Below are 20,142 nucleotides of genomic sequence, written 5' to 3' on the forward strand. Positions count from 1 at the left end.
ATGTGGCTCATGGGTGTACTGGCCGGTGTCGTCGTCCTCGCCCTTCCCGCCGTGATCGGCAGACGGCTCCTCGGGGTGCAGGCCGGCCCGTTGCGGACGGTGTTCGCGGGGTGCCTCGGGATCGCGGTGGCGGGCGGACTGATCGGGCCGCGGCTGCAGAACGAGGACGGACAGCCGGTCCTGCTGCCGGTGATGGCGGGGGTCTCGCTGCTGACGGCGATGCTGGTGCTGGTGGTCGTGGACCGGCTGGCGCCCGACGGCGGACTGCGCCCCCTGGACCTGCTGACGTCGCTGCGCGCCCGCTACCACCGCATGCGGCGCTACTCGGAGGTGGCGCGCATCCTGGGCCGGCACGGCCTGGGCCCGTACCTGCGCGGCCGCAAGGACCCGCAGCGCGCCTCCGCCACAGTGCTCGCCGTCGAGCTGCGCCAGGCGCTCCAGGCGGGCGGCACCACCTTCGTCAAGCTCGGCCAGGTGCTGTCGACCCGGCGTGATCTGCTCACCGAGCCGTACGTCGAGGAGCTGAGCCGGCTCCAGGACCGGGTGCCGCCCGCGCCCTGGTCCGAGGTCGAGGAGCAGGTGCGCGAGGGGATCGGACGGCCGATGGACGAGGTGTTCGCCTCCTTCGACCGGGAACCGCTCGCCGCGGCGTCCATCGCGCAGGCGCACGCGGCGGTCCTCAAGGACGGCACCGAGGTCGTGGTGAAGGTGCGCAGGCCCGGGATCACCGAGGTCGTGGAGCGGGACCTGGACATCGTGGGGCGGATGGCGGTGTCGCTGTCCCGGCGGACCGGCTGGGGCCGTTCGCTCGGCCTGGTCGAGCTGGCCGAGGGGTTCTCGACGGCGCTGCGCGAGGAGCTGGACTTCCGGGTGGAGGCGCGCAACCTCGCGGCGGTGCGCCGGGCGAGCGCGGCACGCGGCGACGACAGCGTGGCGCTGCCCAGGCTGTACGAGGAGTGGAGCAGCGCCACCGTCCTCGTGATGAGCCGGCTGCCGGGCGTCCCGCTCGGCAAGGAGCGCCCCGGGGACGCGGGACAGGGCGACAAGCTCGCCGACACGCTGCTGACGGCGCTGCTCAACCAGATCATGCTGGACGGGATCTTCCACGCCGATCCGCATCCGGGCAACATCCTGCTGCAGCCCGACGGGCGTCCCGCGCTGCTGGACTTCGGTTCCGTGGGGCGTCTGGACGCGGGGCTGCGGGACGCGCTGGCCGGACTGTTCCTCGCCGTGGAACAGGGGGATCCGGCGGCGCTGTGCGATGCGCTCCTGGAGATCACGGAGCGGCCCGAGGACGTCGACGAGCAGCGGCTGCAGCGGGCGCTCGGGCAGTTCAGCGCGCGGCATCTGGGACACGGCGGGGCACCGGACGTCACGATGTTCACCGAACTGTTCCGGCTGGTGGCCGGGTTCCGGCTGGCGGTGCCGCCGGAGATCGCGGCGGTGTTCCGGGCGCTGGCCACGCTGGAGGGGACACTGGTGCGGATCGCGCCGGGCTTCGACATCCTGCGCGCCTCGCGTGCGTACGCCTCCGCGCGGCTCGCCGATCAGCTGCGGCTGGGCGGCGCGGGTGAGCAGGTACGGGCCGAGCTGATCGCCGCGCTGCCGGTGCTGCGGCGGCTGCCGCGCCGGATCGACCGGATCGGCGGGGCGCTGGAGGAGGGCCGCCTCGGGGTGAACGTGCGGCTGTTCGCCGACGCGCGGGACCGCCGGGTCGTCACCGAGCTGGTCGGCCGCTTCCTGCTGACCGTGGTGGGCGTCTTCTTCGGTCTGACGGGTGTGCTGCTGCTGGGAACGGACGGAGGCCCCCGCGTCGACGAGGGCCTCACGCTCTACGGACTGATCGGGTACAGCCTGCTGGGGCTGTCGGGAGTGGTGATGCTGCGGGTGCTGTACGTGCTGACGCGTCCCGTGTCGTGACGCGGGGTCAGACGCCGAGGCGGCGGGTCAGCGGACGGCGGGCCAGGACGAGCGCCGCGCAGACGGCGAGGGCTGTGCCCCCCAGGGCGAGGAAGTAGCCGGGGCCCGCGCTGTCGCCGCCGGCGGCCTTGAGCGCGTTGCCGCCGAGGCCGCCGCCGAGCGCTCCGGCCAGCCAGAACAGAGCGACCATCTGGCTGACGAAGGTGGCCGGGGCGATCGCGGTGGTGGCGCTCATGCCGACCGGGGCGAAGGAGACCTCGCCGGCGGCGAGCAGCAGGAAGGCGAGGACCAGCCACAGCGGGGAGACGAGCCCGTCGCCGGCGGTGCCCGCGCCGAGCGCGGCCAGGGTCATGACGAGGTAGGCGGCGCCGGTGCAGCCCATGCCGATGGCGTACTTGACGGCCGTGTCGAACCTGTCCCCCGCCCACTGCCACAGGCGCGCGAAGAAGGGCGCGGTGAGCAGCACGAACAGCGGGATCGCCGCCTGGAACCAGCTGGCCGGGACGGTGAAGCCGAGGACGTCGCGGTCGGTGTCGTCCTTCGCGAACAGCGCGAAGACCGAACCGCCCTGGAGGAACAGCGCCCAGAAGACCGCCGATACGGCGAACAGCCAGATGTACGTCTTCACCCGCAGCCGCTCGGCCGCGGTGATGCCCGGGGCGCGGATCAGCCGCCAGAAGCTGAGCACGGGCGAGACCACGCACAGCAGGCCGATCAGCGCCATGACGTGCTGCAGCCGGAAGGCGCCGAGCATGACGTCGACGCCGTAGACGAGGGCGGTCACGGCCGCGGCGGCGAGGGTCAGGCGGGCGACGCGGCGGCGCTGGGCGGGGGTGGCGGCGCGCTCCGGGGCGCGGCCCACGTCGCCGAAGTACCGTGTGCCGCGCACGTACTGGACGAGGCCGAAGGCCATGCCGGCGGCGGCGAGCGCGAAGCCGAGGTGCCAGTCGACGCCCTCGCCCGCCGTGCCGACCGCCAGCGGTGCGATCAGGGCGCTGACCTGGACGCTCATGTAGAAGATGGCGAAACCGGCGTCACGGCCCACCCGGTCCTCGGGGGCGTAGAACGCGCTCAGCAGGTTGGCCATGTTGGGCTTGAGCAGTCCGGTGCCGAGGGCGATGAGCAGCAGCCCCGGGAAGAACAGCACCGGGCCGGGCACGGCCAGGCACAGGTGTCCGACGCCGATGGTGACGCCGCCGTACAGCACGGCCCGGTGCGCGCCGAGGACGCGGTCACCGAGCCAGCCGCCGGGGACGGAGGCGAGGAAGACGGCGGCCATGTACATCCCGTACAGCAGGGCCGCGTCGTCGTCGCCCATGCCGAGACCGCCGGCGGCCTCCGGTTCCGTCGCGTACAGGACGAGGATCGCGGACATGCCGTAGAAGCTGAACCGCTCCCACACGTCCGTGCCGAACAAGGTGATGAACCAGCGCGGCCGCCCGAACAGACCGGTGGCGCCGGTCTGCCGGGTGGTGCCGGTCCGGGTGGACACGGCCATCTCTCGGTCTCCTCCAGGGTGGCTACGGGGATACCGGGGCAGCCTGTTCCAGGGGCGTCGGGACCGGGTCGAGCACGGGTCGAGGAGTGCCGAGGATCTCGGCGGGGGTGCCGCGGCGCACGATGCTCCCGCCGGCCATCACGAGGATCTCGTCCATGGCCTCCAGGCCGGTGCGGCGGTGGGTGACGAGGACCAGGGAACGGCCTTCGGTGGCGTGCAGCACGGCCGCCAGGACGGCGTCGGCGGTGGCCGCGTCGAGGTTCTCGGTGGGCTCGTCCAGCAGCAGCAGCGGGGGCGCGGCGAGCAGGGCGCGGGCCAGCAGCAGGCGGCGGCGCTGGCCGCCGGAGAGGGTGTCGCCGTCGGGGCCGACAAGGGTGTCGAGCCCGTCGGGCAGGGCGTCGGCCCAGTCGCCGAGGCCGGCCGCGCGCAGCGCGTCGTACAGGGCGGCGTCGTCGCTGCCGGGCCGGGCGAGGAGGAGGTTGTTGCGCAGGCTGGTGCGGAAGACGTGCGCGTCCTGGAGGACGCCGCTGATCCGCCGGCGCAGCACGCTCTCGGGGAGCGTGGCCAGCGCGTCGCCGTCCAGGGTGATCTCCCCCTCGTCGGCGGGGACGAGACGGGCGATGGCGGACAGCAGCGTGGACTTCCCCGCGCCGCTGGCGCCGAGCACGGCGATCCGCCTGCCGGGCGGCAGATCGAGGTCGACGCCGCGCAGCGCGAAGGGCGCCCCGGGACCGTGGCGGACGCCGACGCCGCGCAGGGTCAGACGGACAGCGGCCGGTACGGGCAGGGGCGTCACGGGATCGGGGGCGGCTTCGCGGGCGGCGGGGTCGGAAGGTGTGCGCAGCAGGGCGTGGACGCGGTGGGCGGACACGGTGAGCGCGGGCACGAGCTGGGCCGCGGCGGGCAGCGGGGCGAGTGCCTCGAACACGGCGAGGGCGAGCAGCGGAAGGGTCACCGCCCAGACCGCGGGCACGCCGGCGCGGGCGCAGACCAGGGCGACGGCGAGGGTGGTGGCGCCCTGCACGGCGGTCAGCACCGCGGCGGCGAGGGTCGCGTGGGCGACGGCGCCGCGGTCCTGCTCGCGCAGCCGGCGGGCGGTGCCGGCCGCGGCCGCGCTCTCCCGGGCCGCCGCCCCGTACACCTGGAGGTCGGCGGCGCCCTCCGCCAGGTCGACCGCGCGGGCGGCCAGTTCGGCGTGGGTACGGGCGGTGCGGCGGTCGGCGCGCACGGTGGCGAGCGCCGTCAGCGCGGGCAGCAGGACGCCGCCGGCCAGCAGGCCCGCGGCGAGAGCGAGGGCGGCGGCCGGGGAGACCGCGGCGGTGACGCCGACGGCGAGCAGCGCGGCGAGCAGCGCGCTCGCCGCGGGCAGCACCACCCGCAGCAGCGCGTCCTGCACGACGTCCACGTCGGAGACCGCCCGGGAGACGGCGTCGCCTCCCGAGGGCCCGCCGTGCAGCGGACCGCGGGCAAGGGCACCGAACACCCGGCGGCGCAGCCGGGCCACGGCGCGCAGGGCCGCGTCGTGGCCGACGAGCCGTTCCCCGTACCGGAAGACGCCCTTGGTCACGGCGAGCGCGCGGACGGCGACGATGGCCAGGGACAGCGCGCCCATCGGCGGCTGCTGCGCGGCCCGGGCGATCAGCCAGGCGGCGAACGCGGCGAGTCCGGTGCCGGCCAGTTCGGCGGCGGCCGCGAGGACGGCGGCGGCCAGCAGCCGCGCGTGTCCGCCGGCTTCGGCGAGCACGGCCCACAGGCTCCGCGCGGGTCCGCCCCCGGTGCCGGTGCCGGAGCGTCGGGTCGTCATGGGGCGAGGTTCCTTTCCCGTACCGTGCCCGCGCCTACCTCCAGGTGGCGGTCGACGCCCCGCAGGAGGGCGGGGCGGTGGGCCACCAGGAGGACGGTGCGGTCCCTCATCAGGCGGGCGCTCGCGGCCAGGAGGGCCGATTCGCTGCCGGCGTCCAGTCCGGAGGTCGGTTCGTCGAGCAGCAGGACGGGAGCGTCGCGCAGGAACGCCCGGGCCAGGGCGATGCGCTGGCGCTGGCCGGTGGAGAGTCCCGCGCCGCGCGCGCCGAGCCGGGTGGCGTAGCCGTGGGGCAGGGAGGTGATGAAGTCGTGGGCCGCGGCGGCGCGGGCGGCGCGGGCCACGTCCGCGTCGCAGGCGTCGGGCCGGCCGAGGCGGATGTTGTCGGCGACGGTGCGGTCGAACAGGTGGGGGCGCTGCGGCACCCAGGCCAGGTGACGGCGCCAGGCGTCGGCGTCGAGTCCGGCGAGGTCGCGGCCGTCGATCAGGACGCGGCCCGAGGTGGGCGCGAGCAGGCCGAGCAGCAGCGCGAGGAGGGTGGACTTGCCGGCGCCGCTGGGACCGGTGAGGGCGACGCGTTCGCCGGCGTGCAGCGTGAGGCTGACGTCGCGCAGGACCGGCTCGGTCCGGCCGGGCAGCGTCACGGTGACGTGGTCGAGGCTGATGCGGCGCGGGGCGGGGACGTCGGTGACGGCGGCGCTGCCCGTCGGCGCGGGGGCCGTGGTCAGGACGCCGTGGGCGGAGCGGGCCGCGGCCATGCCTTCCGCGCCCGCGTGGAAGCGGCTGCCGAGCACCCGCAGCGGCAGGAACGCCTCGGGGACGAGGAGGAGGACGACGAGCGCGGTGTGCAGGTCGAGCGAGCCGCCGAGCAGCCGCAGGCCGACCGGTACGGCGATCAGGGCGACGGAGAGCGTCGCGGCCGTGTCCAGGACCAGGGTGGACAGGAACGCGATGCGCAGGGTGCGCAGGGTGGCCCGGCGGTGGCGGTCGGCGGCCTGTCCGACGACCTCCTCCTGGACGGTGGCGCGGCCGAAGACGCGCAGGGTGCCCAGGCCCCGCAGCGCGTCGAGGAAGTGCCCGCCGAGCCGGGCGAGCACGTCCCACTGGTGTGCGGTGGCGTCGCGGGTGTGCAGTCCGACGAGCGCGCCGAACACGGGGATCAGCGGCAGCGTCACCAGCAGCACGACGCCGCTGAGCGGGTCGTGGACGAGGACCGCGACGACGACGGCGGGCGGCACGAGCGCGGCGACCGCGACCTGTGGCAGATAGCCGGCGAGGTAGGGGTCGAGGGCGTCGAGACCGCGGGTGAGCAGGGTCGCCGTCTCCCCGGCGGCGCGCCGCGGGGCGTAGGGGCCGGTGCGGGCGGTCGCGTCGAGCAGTTCGGTGCGCAGCCTCAGCTTGGCCTCCGCGGCGGCGCGTTGGGCCGCGCGGGAGCGGACGAGCCCGGTGAGGGCGCGGACCGCGACGGCCACGGCGCACCACAGCGCGGCGGCCGTCGGGTCGGTGCCCCGGAAGGCGTGGGTGAGGGCGGCGGCGAGGGCGAGGCCCTGGCCGACGACGGCCGCCGCGCCCAGGGCGGTGGCGGCGCCCGTCCGCACGGCGGCGCGGCGGACGCCCGGAACGGCCGCGAGCAGCCAGGCGCGGACGGCGCGGTCGGTGGGCTCTCCCGGGGGCACGGGGGACGAAGCCCCCTGGGAGAGCCCGGTCTCTGTACCGGCGGCGGCGGTCACAGGTACGCCGGCGTCCGGTCGTCGGCCGGGGCGCGGTGGGCCCACCACTGCATGGCCTGGAAGGCGAGCAGCACGGGCAGCACCAGCAGCACGACCGGGCCGACCACGCTGAGGGTGGACGGGTCGGCGGCGGCGTCCTTGACGGCCACGTCCTGCCCGGCGTGGGTGGAGACGACGGCCTGGGGCCAGTGGGCGGCGCCGATCACGACGACCGGCAGCAGAGCGGCGAGGGCGCTGACGGCCGGGGCGCCGAGCCCGCCGCGGCCGGCCGCCGAGGCGGCCAGGCGCGGGGCGAGCAGCGCGGCGCCGATCGCGGCGAGGGCGAGCAGGGCGGCGGGCAGCACGTTGAGCACACCGTCCTTGGCGCGGGGGTCGAGCGCCGCGCCGGCCAGGGTGAGCCCACCGAGCACGGCGGCGACCGGACCCAGGCGGCCGGCGAGGCGAACGGCGCGCCCGGCGACGTCGCCCTTGGTGCGCACGGCGAGGAACACGGCGCCGTGCAGCGCGAACACGGCGACGGCGGTGAGCGCCGAGAGCACCGGCACGGGGCGCAGCAGCACATCCGCCGACACGTGGAACTCGCCGCCGCGCACCGGCAGCGCCCCGAGCACGGCGCCGGCCAGGGTTCCCCACATCACGGCCAGGACGAGGCAGGAGCCCTGCACAAGGCCGTCCCAGCGGTGCAGCCAGCGCTCCGACGCCACGCGCCGCCGGAACTGGGTGGCCGCCTCACGGACCAGCAGGGCGGCGACGGCGAGCACGATCACCGGGTAGAAGCCGGTGATGACGGTGGACTCCAGGCCGGGGAAGCCGCCGAGGGTGATGCCGGCGGCGGCGACCAGCCAGACCTCGTTGCCGAGGAAGAAGGGGCCGGTCGCGGCGGCCACGGTGCGCCGGTCGTCATCGGTGCGCGCCACGAGGCGGCCGATGATGCCGGTGCCGAGGGTGATGCCGTCGAGCGCCAGGTACCCGGCGAGCAGCACCCCCAGCAGGCCGTACCAGATGATCTCCCACACGGTGAACGTCTCCTCGTTCGTCGGTTCGGGGCCGACCGGGCGTCGGCATGGGACCGGAACCGGCCGGTCCCGGGGTCCTCCGTCCGGACCGGGCCAAAAGCCACGAGCCCGGCCCGGTCCGGTCCGGACAGAGGCCCTAGAAGAGCGGTGCCGAGTCGCGCTCGGCCTCGGTCTCGCGGGTGCGCTGGGCGGGCAGCCGGCCGGCGTCGGACTCGCCGGGCAGCCGGCCGAGCTGGGCACCCTCGGGGCCGCGCCGGGCGAAGCGGACGAGCAGGCCCCAGTCGACGAGGGTCAGGCCGATGACGAGCACGGAGAAGACGATCAGCGAGAACATGACGGTGCCCGGGGTGAGTCCGGGGCTGACGGCGTCCTCGGTGCGCAGCACCCCGTACACGGCCCAGGGCTGCCGGCCGACCTCGCGGAAGATCCATCCGGAGACGTTGGACACGTAGGGCAGCACCACGGCGGCGGTGAGCAGCCACAGGACGATCCTGCCGCGCAGCAGCCGGCGCTTGATCATCATCAGGGCACCGACGAGGGTGACGAGCATCATGAACGCCGCGGGGACGATCATCACGAACTCGAAGGTGCGGGCGAAGGAGGGCGGGTAGTAGTTGCCCGGCCCGAACTGCTCCTGGAACTCACGGGCCTTGGCGACCGCGCCCTCGAACCCGGAGCCGTACTTGGTGGGTGTCTGGTCGGAGGAGTAACCGATCTGGACGCCGCCGAGGGTGGCGGTCAGCAGGACCAGCACGGGCGCCGCGGGCAGCACCAGCTTCAGGGACGACCAGTAGAACTCGGTGTGCCCGGTGCCCCGGCGCAGGTGCCAGGCGCTGACGGCGACGATGAAGAAGGCGCCGGTGACCAGCGAGGCGCTGAGCACGTGGGCGGCCGCGGCCAGGGCGTTGCTGTTGGTGAGCAGGTCGGTGAAGCTCTCGAGGTAGATCCTGCCGTTCTCGGTGCGCTTGCCGACCGGGTGCTGGAGGAAGCCGTTGGCGGCCAGCACGAAGAAGACGGAGGCGTACGCGGTCAGGGCGACGAGCCAGATCATCAGCGTGTGCAGCCGGTGGCCCATCCGGTTCCAGCCGAAGATCCACAGGCCGAGCAGTGTCGACTCGGCGAAGAACGCGACCAGGGTCTCCACGGCGAGCGGCGCGCCGAAGACGTTGCCGACGAAGTGGGTCAGTCCGCTCCAGGCGAGTCCGAACTGGAACTCCATGACGAGTCCGGTGCCGATGCCGAGGACGTAGTTGATGACGTAGAGCTGCCCCCAGAACCGGGTCTGCCTGCGGTGCTCCTCCTTCTTGGTCATCGCCCAGCGGGTCTGCATCACGACGACGAAGGTGACCAGACCCAAGGTGAGCGAGACGAACATGTAGTGCGCGATCGCGGTGATCGCGAATTGCAGCCGGGCGAGCGTGGTCACGTCGTCCACGGTGGGGCACCCCTTGGTCAGAACCCAGGTCCATGTCGGACTTACGAATGCACTTCAGCGGACAGCGCTCGAACCGTCCTGGAGTCTCGCCTGAGCGAGCGGCGCAGGGCCGCGGCGCCGGCCACCAGGCCGCCGAGGATCACGGCGGCCCACAGACCGTCGGGCAGCGCGCCGACCGCGCCCGCGCCGCCCAGCAGGAGCAGGGCGAGGGCCGGCAGGAAGCGGGCGCGCGGACCGCCGGGACCGCTGCCGAGCAGGGCCACGGCCAGGCCCGCGGCGGCGATGGCGAGCGCCGCGACGGGACCGAGGTTCCCGGCGGGCGCGAAGAACTCGCCGACGCCGCCGCGCACGTCGGCGAGGGTCGGCACGGCCCAGTACCAGGCGAGCGCCGCGAGCACGAGGCCGCGGACCACCGGGGTGAGGCCCCTGGCGCGCAGCGGGGCCCGCTCGGCGAGGTCCACCAGGTTGACCGGGCCGTACAGACGCGGCCGGAACCCCCAGACCAGGGCGGGCAGCGCCGCCGACTCCACGCCCCCGTACCCGGTGATCCCGGCCAGCAGCAGCGAGCCCTCGACGTACAGGGCGATGCCGAGGCCGACGGTCTCGGGGACCAGGCCCATCGGGTAGGCCAGCAGCGGCACGACGAACAGGGCGCCGCCGGGCCAGCCGGCGAGGGCGTCGCCGCGGGTGCCGTCCAGCCAGGGGCGCAGGACCCGGGCGAGGGCGGTGAACAGCGCGGCGACGGCGGCGGCGGAGCCGAGGGCGACGGCGATCTCGCCGCCGTCGCGCCCGCCGAAGCGGGCCGCGACGTGGACGAGCGCGACGAGCGCCATGACGATGCGGAAGCCGCGGCCGAACGGGGTGACCTCCCGGCCGATGACCGGCCCCGGCAGAGCGGTGGTTCTCACAGCTCGACCCGGACGCCGTAGGCGCGCAGCCAGCTGTTGAGCCCGAGCAGCATCTCGACGTTGGCGCGGGCCACCCAGGCGCGCATGCCGCTGTCGAGAACGGACGGGTCGTCGATGAGGGCCCGCACACCCGTGGCGTCGGCCAGGTCGCGGGCCGGGGCCGCCGGGTCGGCGAGCAGCGCGGACAGGCCGCTGGTCAGCGCGTGGCCGTAGGCCGGGTCCTGGGTGACCGGGTAGGGGCTCTTGGCGCGGTTGACCACGTCGTCGGGGAGCAGGTCGGCGACGGCGGCACGCAGCAGCGACTTCTCCCGGCCGTCGAAGCTCTTCAGGTCCCACGGCACGTTGTAGGCGTAGTTGACCAGGCGCCAGTCGCAGAACGGCATCCGGGTCTGCAGGCCGTTGGCGGAGCCCAGCGACTCGTCGTGGCTGAGCAGCGTCTCCAGCCAGCGGGTCAGGTGGAAGTAGGTGATCTCGCGCATCCGCAGGGTCCGGCCGCTCTCCCCGTCCAGGCGCGGTACCTGGGCCATGCTGTCGGCGTAGGCGTCGGCGACGTAGCCGTTGAGGTCGAGCTCGGCGAGCAGGCCGGGGGCGAGCAGGTCGCCGCCGAGGCCGTGCCTGCCGCCGCCGAAGTGGCCCATGGCGACCCAGGGCAGGGTGGGGGCCTGCACCAGCTTCTCGTTGTGCACCCAGGCGAAGCCGCCGAAGACGGCGTCGGCGATCTCGCCGAGCAGCACGGAGCCGACGTGCTCGCGCACGGCGCGGCACAGCAGGTACAGCGAGGTGTTCATGTTGCCGAGCGGGCTGGGCACGTCCTTGGCGCGCAGCACGGCCGCGCGGATCGCCGGGTCGACGATGTCGGCCGTGTCGAGCACGAGGTCGGTGTGCTCGGTGCCCAGGTGCTTGACGACGGACTGCACGAACGGGGCGTCGGGGCTGCCCCAGATCTCGTCCTCCTTGAACTCCTCGGCCCTGCCGTAGGAGACGGTGAAGGTGCGCACGGTGCCGCCGCCGCGCTCGGCGAGCGCCTTGTGGGCGAGGGCGGTGACGGCGCTGGAGTCGATGCCGCCGGAGAGCATGATGCCCGGCACGTCGCCGGTGCCCAGGGTGCGGCGCACGCTGTCGCCGAGCAGCTCGCGGACCCGGGCGACGGTGGTGTCCCGGTCGTCGGTGTGCTCCTCGGCGGTCAGCTGCCAGTAGCGGTACGACCGTTCGCCGTCCGCGGAGAAGCGGACGACGTGGCCGGGGCGGACCTGCCAGAAGCCCTTGAGGATGCCGTGGCCGGCGGTGCCGGCGTAGCCGAACAGCTCGCGCAGGCCGTCCGCGTCGATGACCGCCTCGGCGGCCGGGTGGGCGAGGATCGCCTTGCGCTCGGAGCCGAAGAGGACGCCGGTGGGCAGCGGGTAGTAGTAGAGCGGCTGGTTGCCGAGGCGGTCGCGGGCGAGGACGAGTTCGCGGGTGCGTTCGTCCCACAGGGCGACGGCGAAGGCCCCGTCGAGGTGCTCGGCGAACCGCTCGCCCCAGCGCAGGTAGGCCCGTCCGGCCAGTTCGCCCTGGGTGGCGCCGGCGGGCAGCCCCAGCTCGGCGGCGAGCTGCGCGGTGTCGTACAGGGAGCCGGTGACGAGGGCGGTGAGCACGGTGCGGCCCGCCTCGTGCAGCGTCCACGGGACCTGCGCGCCGCGGCCGTCGGGGTTCGAGCCGCGCATGCCGAAGGCGGCCCGGCCGGACAGCCACACCCGCTCCGCCTCGGGCCCGCGCGGCGCCAGCGTCCCGGTCATCGCGAGCAGCGTGGCGCGCTCGCACTCCAGGTCCCTCGTGTGATCGATCCAGCCGGTGATCCCGGACATGGGCCCTCTCCTTCGGTCCTCGACGTCGCTCCCCATGCGGTTGCGGCGCCGATCCTGGGGCGGCGGGCTCGAAAGCGTCTCGACGCGGACTCGACACCGTCCCGGTCCGGGGGGCGTCCGCGGGGTCCCGGGACGTGCCGGCGGGGCCCCGCCCGTCCCGCGGGCACGTCCCGGTGTCCCCAGCGGCCCTCGACCCGCCTTGTAGGCGGGCGTCCCAGCATCGGGGCTCCGGTCGCGGCCGGTACACAGGCTCCGAGGGACAGAAGGGATCGTTCCCGTGAACGAAGGCCAGACAGAGCAGACCGAGGTTCTCGTGGTCGGCGGGGGTGTCACCGGGCTGAGCGCCGCGCTGTTCCTGCGCACGCACGGCGTCCGGGTCGTCGTCGCCGAGCGCCACCGGGGCACCTCCATCCACCCGCGGGCCTGGGGCTGGTACTCGCGCACCCTGGAGCAGTTGCGCTGGGCGGGTGTCGCGGACGCGGTGCTGGCGGAGGCACAGGGCTACTCCGGGCACCGCCTCCAGGCGAAGGTCGAGTCGCTGGCGGGCCGGGAGATCAGCTCGACCATGCTGCCCGCGCCCGAGGACATCTCCGACCTGACGCCGGCACCGCAGATCTCGCTCGGCCAGAACCGTATCGAGGCGAAGATCCGCGAGGGCGCCGAGGCGAAGGGCGCCGACCTGCGCTTCCACACCGAGGTCGTCTCCGTCGAGCAGGACGCGCACGGGGTCACGGCGCTGCTGCGGCACCGCGGGACCGGCGAGGAGCGCACCGTGCGCGCCCGTTACGCCATCGCCGCCGACGGGCCGCGCAGCCCGGTGCGTGAGGCGCTGGGCATCGGGCGCACCGGCAGCGGCACGCTCCGCCACCAGCTGAGCATCCTCTTCCAGGCGGACATGACGGGCCCGCTGGCGGGCCGCAGGTTCTCGCTGTGCCAGGTCGAGAACGACCTGGTCTCCGGTGTCCTCGGAATCAACGAGACCGGCCAGAAGGGCACGCTGATCACCACGTACCACCCGGAGCAGGGCGACAGCGCGGAGTCCTACGACAAGGAGCGCGCCCGCGAGCTGGTCCGCTCGGCCATCGGCGCCGACACGGACATCCTCGTCGCCGACGTGCTGCCCTGGGAGATGGCCGCGCTGGTCGCCGAACGGCTGCGCTCGGGACGGATCTTCCTCGCGGGCGACGCCGCCCACGTCGTGCCGCCCGTCGGCGGGTTCGGCGCCAACACCGGCATCCACGACGTGCACAACCTCGCCTGGAAGCTGGCGGCGGTGCTGCGCGGCGAGGCCGGTGAGGAGCTCCTGGACACCTACGAGGCGGAGCGGCTGCCGGTCGCCCGGCGCACCGTCGAGCAGGCCCGGCTGCGCCTGGCGTTCCGCGCCGGCTACGCGGACGACGACCAGAAGGCGCGGCTGTGCGACCCGCTCGCGGTGACGCTCGGCCACACCTACGGCGACGGGCTGCCGGAGTTCATCGAGCCGCAGGACCTGGCGGCCGAGCCGGGCAGCCGCGCCCCGCACCTGCCGGTCCTGGTGGACGGCGAGGAGAAGTCGCTGCTCGACCTGTACGGCGACGCGTTCGTGCTGCTGACCGGCGCGGAGCCGGCCGGGTGGCCGGAGGCGGCGGCCGCGGCGGCGCGCACGCTGGGCGTGCGGGTGGACGCCTACCGCATCGGCATCGACGTCAAGGAGACGACGGCCGCCTGGAGCGCCGTCTACAACACGCCGGAGAACGGCGCCGTCCTGGTGCGCCCCGACGGCTTCGTCGCCTGGCGTTCGGCCGGGGCCGCGCCTGGCACCCACGCGGCCGGACTGACCGCGGCCCTGCGAGGAGCGCTGGCCCGGTGACCGACTCCGCGCTCTCCTCCGCCGGCCCCGGCACCAGGGCCGGGCGGACCGCCACGGCGGACCGGTCGCGCGCGGCGTGGCCGGCCCTCTCCGCGGTGCTCCTGACGAGCTTTCTGCACCTGTTCGACATGACCGTGGTCAGCGTCGCCGCACCGGCCGTCCGCACGGGCCTCGGCGCGGGCGAGACGGCCGTGCAGTGGGTGCTGGTCGGCTACACGATGTCGTTCGCGCTGTTCCTGGTGACGGCCGGCCGGCTCGGCGACGCCTACGGCCGGCGCCCCCTGGTGCTGGCCGGCATCGTCGGCTTCACGCTGGCGTCGGTGGCGTGCGCGGCGGCCCCGGACGCGGGGGTGCTGATCGCCGCCCGCGTGGCGCAGGGGCTGTCGGCGGCCCTGCTGGCGCCCCAGGTGGCTCCGGTCATCACGCTGCTGTTCCCCGAGGGGAAGCGGGGCGCCGCGTTCGGGGCGCAGGCCGCGGTCGTCGCGGTGGCCACGACGAGCGGCCCGCTGCTGGGCGGCCTGCTGGTCAACGCCGATGTGGCGGGCCTGGGCTGGCGCTCGGTGTTCCTGGTGAACCTGCCCGTCGGTGTCCTCGCCCTGGTGCTGGCGCTGCGCTGGCTGCCGAAGGAGGAGCCGAGCGGGGCGGCCCGCATCGACCCGGCGGGGATCGCCGTGGCCTCCGCCGCGCTGCTGATGCTGCTGCTGCCGCTGGTGCAGGGCCGCGAGTGGGGCTGGCCGTGGTGGCTGGTGGCGCTCGCGGTGGCCGCGCCCGCGGTGGGCTGGCTGCTGGTCCCGCTGCACCGCCGGGCCGAGGCGGCAGGACGTACGCCGCTGATCGCGGCCGAGCTGTTCCGCGGCCGGGGCTTCCCGGCGGGCGCGAGCGTCAACTTCCTGGTGATGGGGGGTGTCGCCGCGTTCTTCATGGTGTTCGTGGTGCATCTGCAGACGGCGCTGGACTTCTCCCCGAAGGACACGGGGATCGCCCTGATGCCGTTCGCGCTGGCCGCCGCCGCGGCGTCGGGCGCCTCGGTGCCGCTCACCGGGCGGTTCGGCCGGCCGATGCTGGAGGCCGGTGCGTTCCTGATGGCACTCGGCACCGGGCTGCTGCTCTGGTTCGGGCACACCGCGGGCACGGACCTGTCGACCGGGCAGATCGCGATCGGCCTGGTCCCGGCGGGCCTGGGCATGGGCCTGGTCAGCCCCCCGCTGTACAACATCACGCTGAGCGCGATGCCGCGCCGCGACATCGGCTCGGCGAGCGGGGTGTTCGCGACGTTCGGCCAGATCGGCTCGTCGTTCGGGGTGGCGCTGGTGGGCACGGTGTACTACGCGTCGTCCGCCGGGCTGTCCTCGGACACCGCGGCCCTGGACCGGGCGCTCGGCTGTCTGCTGCTGATGTACGTGACGGCGCTGGCCCTGCTGCGGTTCGTGATGCCGCGCTCCCGGAGCTGATCCGCGTACCGGCGACGGAGGAGGGGCGCCCCCGGCCGGGGGCGCCCCTCCTCCGTCGTGTCCCGGCCGGCGGGCGGTGTCAGTGGTGGCCGCCGTGTTCCGCGGCGCTGCTCTTGAGGGTGCGCGGCACCTCGTCCTCGCTGCCGGGCTCGACCACGAGGAACTGCCCCATCATGCCGTCGTCCTCGTGGCGCAGCACATGGCAGTGGTACATGTACGGCTTCTCGGTGTCGGTCAGCGTGTCGAAGGCGACGGCGAGCCTGACGGTGCCGGTCTCCGGCAGGTAGACGGTGTCCTTCGGCCCGCGCATCTCCACGGGCGGCTCCCCGCCCAGCACGTCGATGACGTTGAAGGTCGCGCCGTGCAGGTGGAAGGCGTGCACGCGGCCGTCGCCGCGCTCGATCTCCCAGATCTCCCGGGCGCCCGCGGGCACCACCTCGTCGATCCGGTTCATGTCCATCGCCCTGCCGTTGATGCGCGTGCCGACGAACTCGAACCTGCGTTTCCTCGCGTCCTGCGGCACCTCGATGGGCACCGGCGCGCCGGCGATCGTGGCGGGCAGCTCGGGCGACGGCGCGAGCGTGCCGGCCGCGCGGAACTGCAGCAGGTCGAAGGTGTCGTCACCGCCGGTGAACCGGCGCGTCGGGAAGCCCACCCCGAGGTCCGGCTCGAAGCTGCGCAGCACCGCCTTCTCGCCCGGCTCGAACGCCACGACGACCTCGGCCCGCTCCCCCGGCGCGAGCCGCAGCCGGGTCAGCCCCTGGGGGCGGCGCAGCAGTCCGTTGTCGGTGGCGACGAGGTGGAAGGTGCGGTCGTCGGGGAAGCCGAGCTGGTAGACGCGGGCGTTGGACCCGTTGAGCAGGCGCAGCCGGACCCGTTCGGTCGTGACCTCGTGGTACGGGTCGTAGGTGCCGTTGACGAGGATGGTGTCGCCGAGGACGCCCACGTTGTCGACGGCGGCGATGTCGTCGCTGAGGGTGGTCTCGGTGAAGTCGAGGGAGCCGTCGTCGTGGAAGTTCTTGTCCTGGATGACGACCGGCACGTCGTCGACGCCGTAGCGGCTCGGCAGTCCGGCCGCCGCCGCGTGCTCGTCGTCGATGATGATCATCCCGGCGATGCCCCGGTAGACGTGCGAGCCGGTGGCGCCGTGCGGGTGCGGGTGGTACCAGAGGGTCGCCGCGGGCTGGTGCACCGTCCAGTGCGGGCGCCAGGTGTCCCCCGCGGCGATCATCTGGTGCGGTCCGCCGTCCATCGCGGGCGGCAGATGCATGCCGTGCCAGTGCAGGGTGGTGGCGTCGGGCAGCTTGTTGCGCACCGTCAGGGCGACCTCGTCGCCGTTGCGGGCGCGCAGCGTCGGGGCGAGGTAGGGGCCGTTGGCGCCCCAGGTCGCGGTCTTCTTCCCGGGGAGGAACTCGCTCTCGCCCGGCGCCAGTTCGAGCTCGTACCTCTTGACGCCGTCGGGCCCGGGCCGCGGGTCGAGGAGGTCCGGGATGCGCAGCCGGTTGCGGAAGCCGAGCGATCCCACGTTGCTTCGCTCGTGTCTGCTGTAGGCGGTGAGCCAGTTGGCGCCCCACCCGGCGCCGCCCACGACGGCCGCGCCGCCGATTCCGAGTAAGAGCCGCCGTCGGACACCAGCCATGTCTTCCCCACGGGTCGTCGGTCAGTACGGTACAAAGATATGTTCAGCCATGATCCGGAACCGTACTGGAGCCCCGCTCGAGCGACGTGGGGCGGCTCAGCGGCCGCCGGCCAACTCCCCCAGGACACCGACCACTTCGGCCGGGGTGGGCCGGGCGAGGAGATCGGCGCGGCACTCCTCGGCGGCCTTGCGGTGCCCCGGTTCCTCCAGTACGGCGAGCACGGTCTCCCGGATCCGCCCGGGGCTCGCCTCCTCGCGCGGCAGCAGGAGACCCGCGCCGGAGGCCGCCAGCCGGCCCGCGTTGAAGCGGTGGTCGGGCAGCAGGGGCAGGGCGGCCTGCGGCAGCCCGTTGAGCAGCCCGGCGAGGACGGTGCCCGCGCCGCCGTGACCGACGACGGCGTCGACGTGCGGGAACACCTGGTGCAGCGGGACCTGTTCGAGGACGGTCACCTCGTGCGCGATCGGCCCGAGCGCCGCCCGGCCGCCCTGCGGCACGGCGGCGACCAGGTCGAGGCCGGTGCCGGCGAGGGCGCGCAGCACCTCGGCGGTGAGCACCCTGGCCGGGTCGATGCGGCCGACGGTCGTGCCCCAGGTGACACAGACGCGGGGGCGGGTGCGGGGGCCGGCGAGGTGGCCGGGCAGCGGGTTCCCGGGCCCGTTGTAGGGCACGTAGCGCAGCGGGCTCGTGGCGTGGGTGGTGCCGTCGATCTGCATCGGGGCCGGGCAGGCGTCGAGGGTGAGGGTGCCGAGGGTGTCGGCGCCGCCGGGGACGCCGAGCGACGCGGCGAGCGGGGCGAGCGCCTCCCGCTCGGCCTCCAGCGCGCCCTCCGCCTGGTGCACGGACGCCATGATGTCGGCGCCCCACGGCACGCGCACGGCGGGAACGCCCAGCGCGGCGGCGACCAGCGGGCCGGCCCACGCGGACGGTTCGAACATCACGAGGTCGGGCCCGAACGACCGTCCCACCGAAAGGAGTTCGTCCGCCATCGACTCGGCGATGGCGGTGAACATCGGAGTGGAGCGGGGCCCCTTGGCGGCGGTCGGCGCGGCAGGGGCGCCGCCCGCCGCCGGAGCCGGCTTCCCGGCCCGCCCGTCGACGATGGAGCGGATCATCCCGACCACGTCCAGGTCGCGCCCCGTCGGCACGAACGGCATGCCGGTGCCCGCCACGGCCGGGCCGAGCGAGGGCGGCGCGGCGACGAGGACCTCGTGGCCCGCCGCGCGAAGGGCCCAGGCAAGCGGCGCCATCGGGTAGTAGTGCGTCGGCCAGGCCCAGCTGGTCACCAGTACACGCATACGAGTCAGCCCTTCTCGAGAGCACCCCGGACGGCGCGGGGCGACATGGTCGCCCCCCTTTGTGCCAAGGAGCGCTCGGCGCGTACTCGAGCACCGCCCGAGCCGTCGCCCCCACCCTCCTTGCGACACGTTCGTGAGAGGAGCCTCATGCGCACCATGGAGATAGGCATCGGGCTGCCCGCCACCCATCCGGGCACCCCTGCCCGGCAGTTGACCGAATGGGCGCGGCGGGCGGACGGCCACGGTTTCAGCACGCTGGGCATCCTGGACCGCCTGGTGTACGACAACTACGAGCCGCTCACCACGCTCGCCGCGGCGGCCGCGGTCACCGAGCGGATCCGGCTCGCCACCAGCATCCTCATCGCGCCCTACCGTGCCGACGTGGCGGTCCTGGCCAAGCAGGCCGCGACCGTGCAGCGGCTCTCCGAGGGGCGGCTGGTGCTCGGCATGGCGGCCGGGTTCCGCGAGGACGACTACGGATCCAACGGCACCTCGGCCCGGGGCCGCGGCGCCCGCCTCGACGCGATGGTCGAGCGGATGCGCCGTATCTGGGCGGGGACGCCGGAGGAGGGCTTCGAGCACCCGATCGGACCGCTGCCCGAGCACGGGCCGCCGCGGCTGATGTTCGGCGGCCACTCGGAGGCCGCGCTGCGCCGGGCCGGCCGGCACGGCTGGGCGTGGATCGCCGGCGGCAGCACCGGCAAGGACTACCGCGCCAACCTGGCGAAGGCGCGCGGCGTGTGGTCGGCCGACGGCATCGCCGAGGACGCCGAGCCCCGCAGGACCGCCCTGCTGTACACGGCGCTCGGCCCGGACGCCGAGCACCACGCCGAGGAGTACCTGGGCCGCTACTACGCCTTCCTGGGGCCGCGGTTCGCGGGCCGGGTGGTGGCGGGCGCGCTGACCGACGCGGCGGCGCTGCGCGACACCGTCGCCGAGTACCGCGAGTCGGGCTGCGACGAGCTGCTGCTGTTCCCCTGCGCCGCCGACCCCGGCCAGGTCGACCTGTTCGCGAAGGCGGTGCTGTGATGAGCACCGGCACGAGCGCGGACGCCCGCCGCGGCGCCCTGGTGACGGGCGCGGGCGGCGCGCTGGGCCGGGAGCTGTGCCGGGGCCTCGCCGCGGCCGGGTTCCGGGTGGTCGCGGCGGCCCGCAAGGCGGAGGACGCCGACGAGGTCGCGCGGGAACTCGGCGACGGAGCGGGGGCGGTGGCGCTGGACGTCACCGATCCGGCGAGTGTGCGCGCGGCCGTCGAGAGGTTCCCGGACACCGACGTCCTGATCAACAACGCGGGTGTGCTGCTGACCGCCGGTTCGACGCCGGCCGCGGTCGATCTGGCCGCCGTGGAGCAGGAGTTCGCGGTGAACGCGCTCGGCGCGTGGCGGGTGGCGCAGGCGGTGCTGCCCGGGATGACGGAGCGCGGCTGGGGCCGGATCGTCAACATCTCCAGCGGCACCGCGTCGTTCACCCACGGCCTGATCGCGCACACCCCCGGCTACACGGTCTCCAAGGCCGCGCTGAACGCGCTCACGGTGCTGCTCGCCGAGCAGACCCGGGGCACCGGGGTGCTGGTCAACGCCGTCAACCCGGGCCAGCTGCGCACCCGGCTGCGGCCGCAGGCGCCGCGGCTGCCGAAGGAGGCGGTGGACGACATCGTGCGCCTGGTGACGCTGCCGGACGACGGGCCGACCGGCGGGTTCTTCAAGGCGGGCGGCGCCACGATGGGCTGGTGACCCCCTGCGGCGGACGGAGAGG

14 protein-coding genes are annotated in these 20,142 nt (G+C 74.9%); 5 read left to right on the forward strand and 9 right to left on the reverse strand.

Going from position 1 to position 20,142, the window contains the following annotated elements; translation table 11 throughout:
- Window positions 1-1,920, forward strand: coding sequence for an AarF/UbiB family protein (locus tag ACFYOJ_RS08515; RefSeq protein ID WP_356551499.1), 1,920 nt, complete (start codon window positions 1-3; stop codon window positions 1,918-1,920).
- 7 nt (window positions 1,921-1,927) lie between these two features.
- Here the strand turns inward: ACFYOJ_RS08515 and ACFYOJ_RS08520 are convergent, their stop codons facing one another.
- From ACFYOJ_RS08520 to asnB, 7 genes are all read right to left on the reverse strand, one after another.
- The gene (locus ACFYOJ_RS08520) at window positions 1,928-3,418 is read right to left on the reverse strand and encodes a peptide MFS transporter (protein WP_356551500.1); all 1,491 of its coding nucleotides are present in this window, start codon (window positions 3,416-3,418) and stop codon (window positions 1,928-1,930) included.
- A 22-nt stretch (window positions 3,419-3,440) separates the two neighbouring features.
- Window positions 3,441-5,222: a thiol reductant ABC exporter subunit CydC gene (gene cydC, locus ACFYOJ_RS08525; RefSeq protein ID WP_356551502.1), complete on the reverse strand. Its 1,782-nt coding sequence runs from the start codon at window positions 5,220-5,222 to the stop codon at window positions 3,441-3,443.
- Window positions 5,219-6,895, reverse strand: a complete 1,677-nt coding sequence (cydD, locus tag ACFYOJ_RS08530; RefSeq protein WP_356551503.1) for a thiol reductant ABC exporter subunit CydD — start codon at window positions 6,893-6,895, stop codon at window positions 5,219-5,221. The genes cydC and cydD overlap by 4 nt, the downstream gene beginning before the upstream one ends.
- 50 nt (window positions 6,896-6,945) lie before the next feature.
- Window positions 6,946-7,965 carry a cytochrome d ubiquinol oxidase subunit II gene (gene cydB, locus ACFYOJ_RS08535; protein WP_356551505.1) on the reverse strand — a complete coding sequence of 340 codons (1,020 nt, stop codon included), beginning with the start codon at window positions 7,963-7,965 and terminating at the stop codon, window positions 6,946-6,948.
- A gap of 136 nt (window positions 7,966-8,101) precedes the next feature.
- A complete protein-coding gene (locus ACFYOJ_RS08540; protein WP_356551507.1) occupies window positions 8,102-9,400 on the reverse strand; it encodes a cytochrome ubiquinol oxidase subunit I in 1,299 nt (432 codons plus the stop codon).
- A gap of 41 nt (window positions 9,401-9,441) precedes the next feature.
- Window positions 9,442-10,308 (reverse strand): DUF6410 domain-containing protein, encoded by an 867-nt coding sequence (locus ACFYOJ_RS08545; RefSeq protein WP_356551509.1) that lies wholly within the window; start codon window positions 10,306-10,308, stop codon window positions 9,442-9,444.
- On the reverse strand, window positions 10,305-12,152 hold the full coding sequence (gene asnB, locus ACFYOJ_RS08550; RefSeq protein ID WP_356551511.1) for an asparagine synthase (glutamine-hydrolyzing): 1,848 nt from the start codon (window positions 12,150-12,152) through the stop codon (window positions 10,305-10,307). The genes ACFYOJ_RS08545 and asnB overlap by 4 nt, the downstream gene beginning before the upstream one ends.
- A 277-nt stretch (window positions 12,153-12,429) precedes the next feature.
- On the opposite strand from asnB, the gene ACFYOJ_RS08555 reads away from it, so the two are divergent.
- A complete protein-coding gene (locus ACFYOJ_RS08555; RefSeq protein WP_356551513.1) occupies window positions 12,430-14,001 on the forward strand; it encodes an FAD-dependent oxidoreductase in 1,572 nt (523 codons plus the stop codon).
- Window positions 13,998-15,452, forward strand: coding sequence for an MFS transporter (locus tag ACFYOJ_RS08560; protein WP_356551515.1), 1,455 nt, complete (start codon window positions 13,998-14,000; stop codon window positions 15,450-15,452). The genes ACFYOJ_RS08555 and ACFYOJ_RS08560 overlap by 4 nt, the downstream gene beginning before the upstream one ends.
- A gap of 79 nt (window positions 15,453-15,531) precedes the next feature.
- Here ACFYOJ_RS08560 and ACFYOJ_RS08565 read toward each other — a convergent pair whose 3' ends face one another.
- Together ACFYOJ_RS08565 and ACFYOJ_RS08570 are read right to left on the reverse strand one after the other, a co-directional pair.
- Complete coding sequence (locus tag ACFYOJ_RS08565; RefSeq protein ID WP_356551517.1) at window positions 15,532-17,091, reverse strand: multicopper oxidase domain-containing protein; 1,560 nt, start codon at window positions 17,089-17,091, stop codon at window positions 15,532-15,534.
- Between the two features lie 96 nt (window positions 17,092-17,187).
- Window positions 17,188-18,387: a nucleotide disphospho-sugar-binding domain-containing protein gene (locus ACFYOJ_RS08570; protein ID WP_356551518.1), complete on the reverse strand. Its 1,200-nt coding sequence runs from the start codon at window positions 18,385-18,387 to the stop codon at window positions 17,188-17,190.
- Window positions 18,388-18,534: 147 nt separating this feature from the next.
- Here ACFYOJ_RS08570 and ACFYOJ_RS08575 point away from each other — a divergent pair, with 147 nt between their 5' ends.
- Window positions 18,535-19,416, forward strand: a complete 882-nt coding sequence (locus ACFYOJ_RS08575; protein ID WP_356551519.1) for an LLM class flavin-dependent oxidoreductase — start codon at window positions 18,535-18,537, stop codon at window positions 19,414-19,416.
- Window positions 19,416-20,120 (forward strand): SDR family NAD(P)-dependent oxidoreductase, encoded by a 705-nt coding sequence (locus tag ACFYOJ_RS08580; protein WP_356551520.1) that lies wholly within the window; start codon window positions 19,416-19,418, stop codon window positions 20,118-20,120. The genes ACFYOJ_RS08575 and ACFYOJ_RS08580 overlap by 1 nt, the downstream gene beginning before the upstream one ends.
- Window positions 20,121-20,142: the final 22 nt, after the last annotated feature.

Source organism: Streptomyces sp. NPDC006384, assembly GCF_042870695.1.
Classification (GTDB): Bacteria; Actinomycetota; Actinomycetes; order Streptomycetales; family Streptomycetaceae; genus Streptomyces.

Excerpts from the sequence above, each read along its gene's own strand:
- ACFYOJ_RS08520 (WP_356551500.1), bottom strand. The coding sequence starts at position 3,418 with ATGGCCGTGTCCACCCGGACCGGCACCACCCGGCAGACCGGCGCCACC.
- ACFYOJ_RS08565 (WP_356551517.1), bottom strand. The coding sequence starts at position 17,091 with ATGGCTGGTGTCCGACGGCGGCTCTTACTCGGAATCGGCGGCGCGGCC.
- asnB (WP_356551511.1), bottom strand. The coding sequence starts at position 12,152 with ATGTCCGGGATCACCGGCTGGATCGATCACACGAGGGACCTGGAGTGC.
- cydC (WP_356551502.1), bottom strand. The coding sequence starts at position 5,222 with ATGACGACCCGACGCTCCGGCACCGGCACCGGGGGCGGACCCGCGCGG.
- ACFYOJ_RS08515 (WP_356551499.1), top strand. The coding sequence starts at position 1 with ATGTGGCTCATGGGTGTACTGGCCGGTGTCGTCGTCCTCGCCCTTCCC.
- ACFYOJ_RS08575 (WP_356551519.1), top strand. The coding sequence starts at position 18,535 with ATGCGCACCATGGAGATAGGCATCGGGCTGCCCGCCACCCATCCGGGC.
- ACFYOJ_RS08580 (WP_356551520.1), top strand. The coding sequence starts at position 19,416 with ATGAGCACCGGCACGAGCGCGGACGCCCGCCGCGGCGCCCTGGTGACG.
- ACFYOJ_RS08570 (WP_356551518.1), bottom strand. The coding sequence starts at position 18,387 with ATGCGTGTACTGGTGACCAGCTGGGCCTGGCCGACGCACTACTACCCG.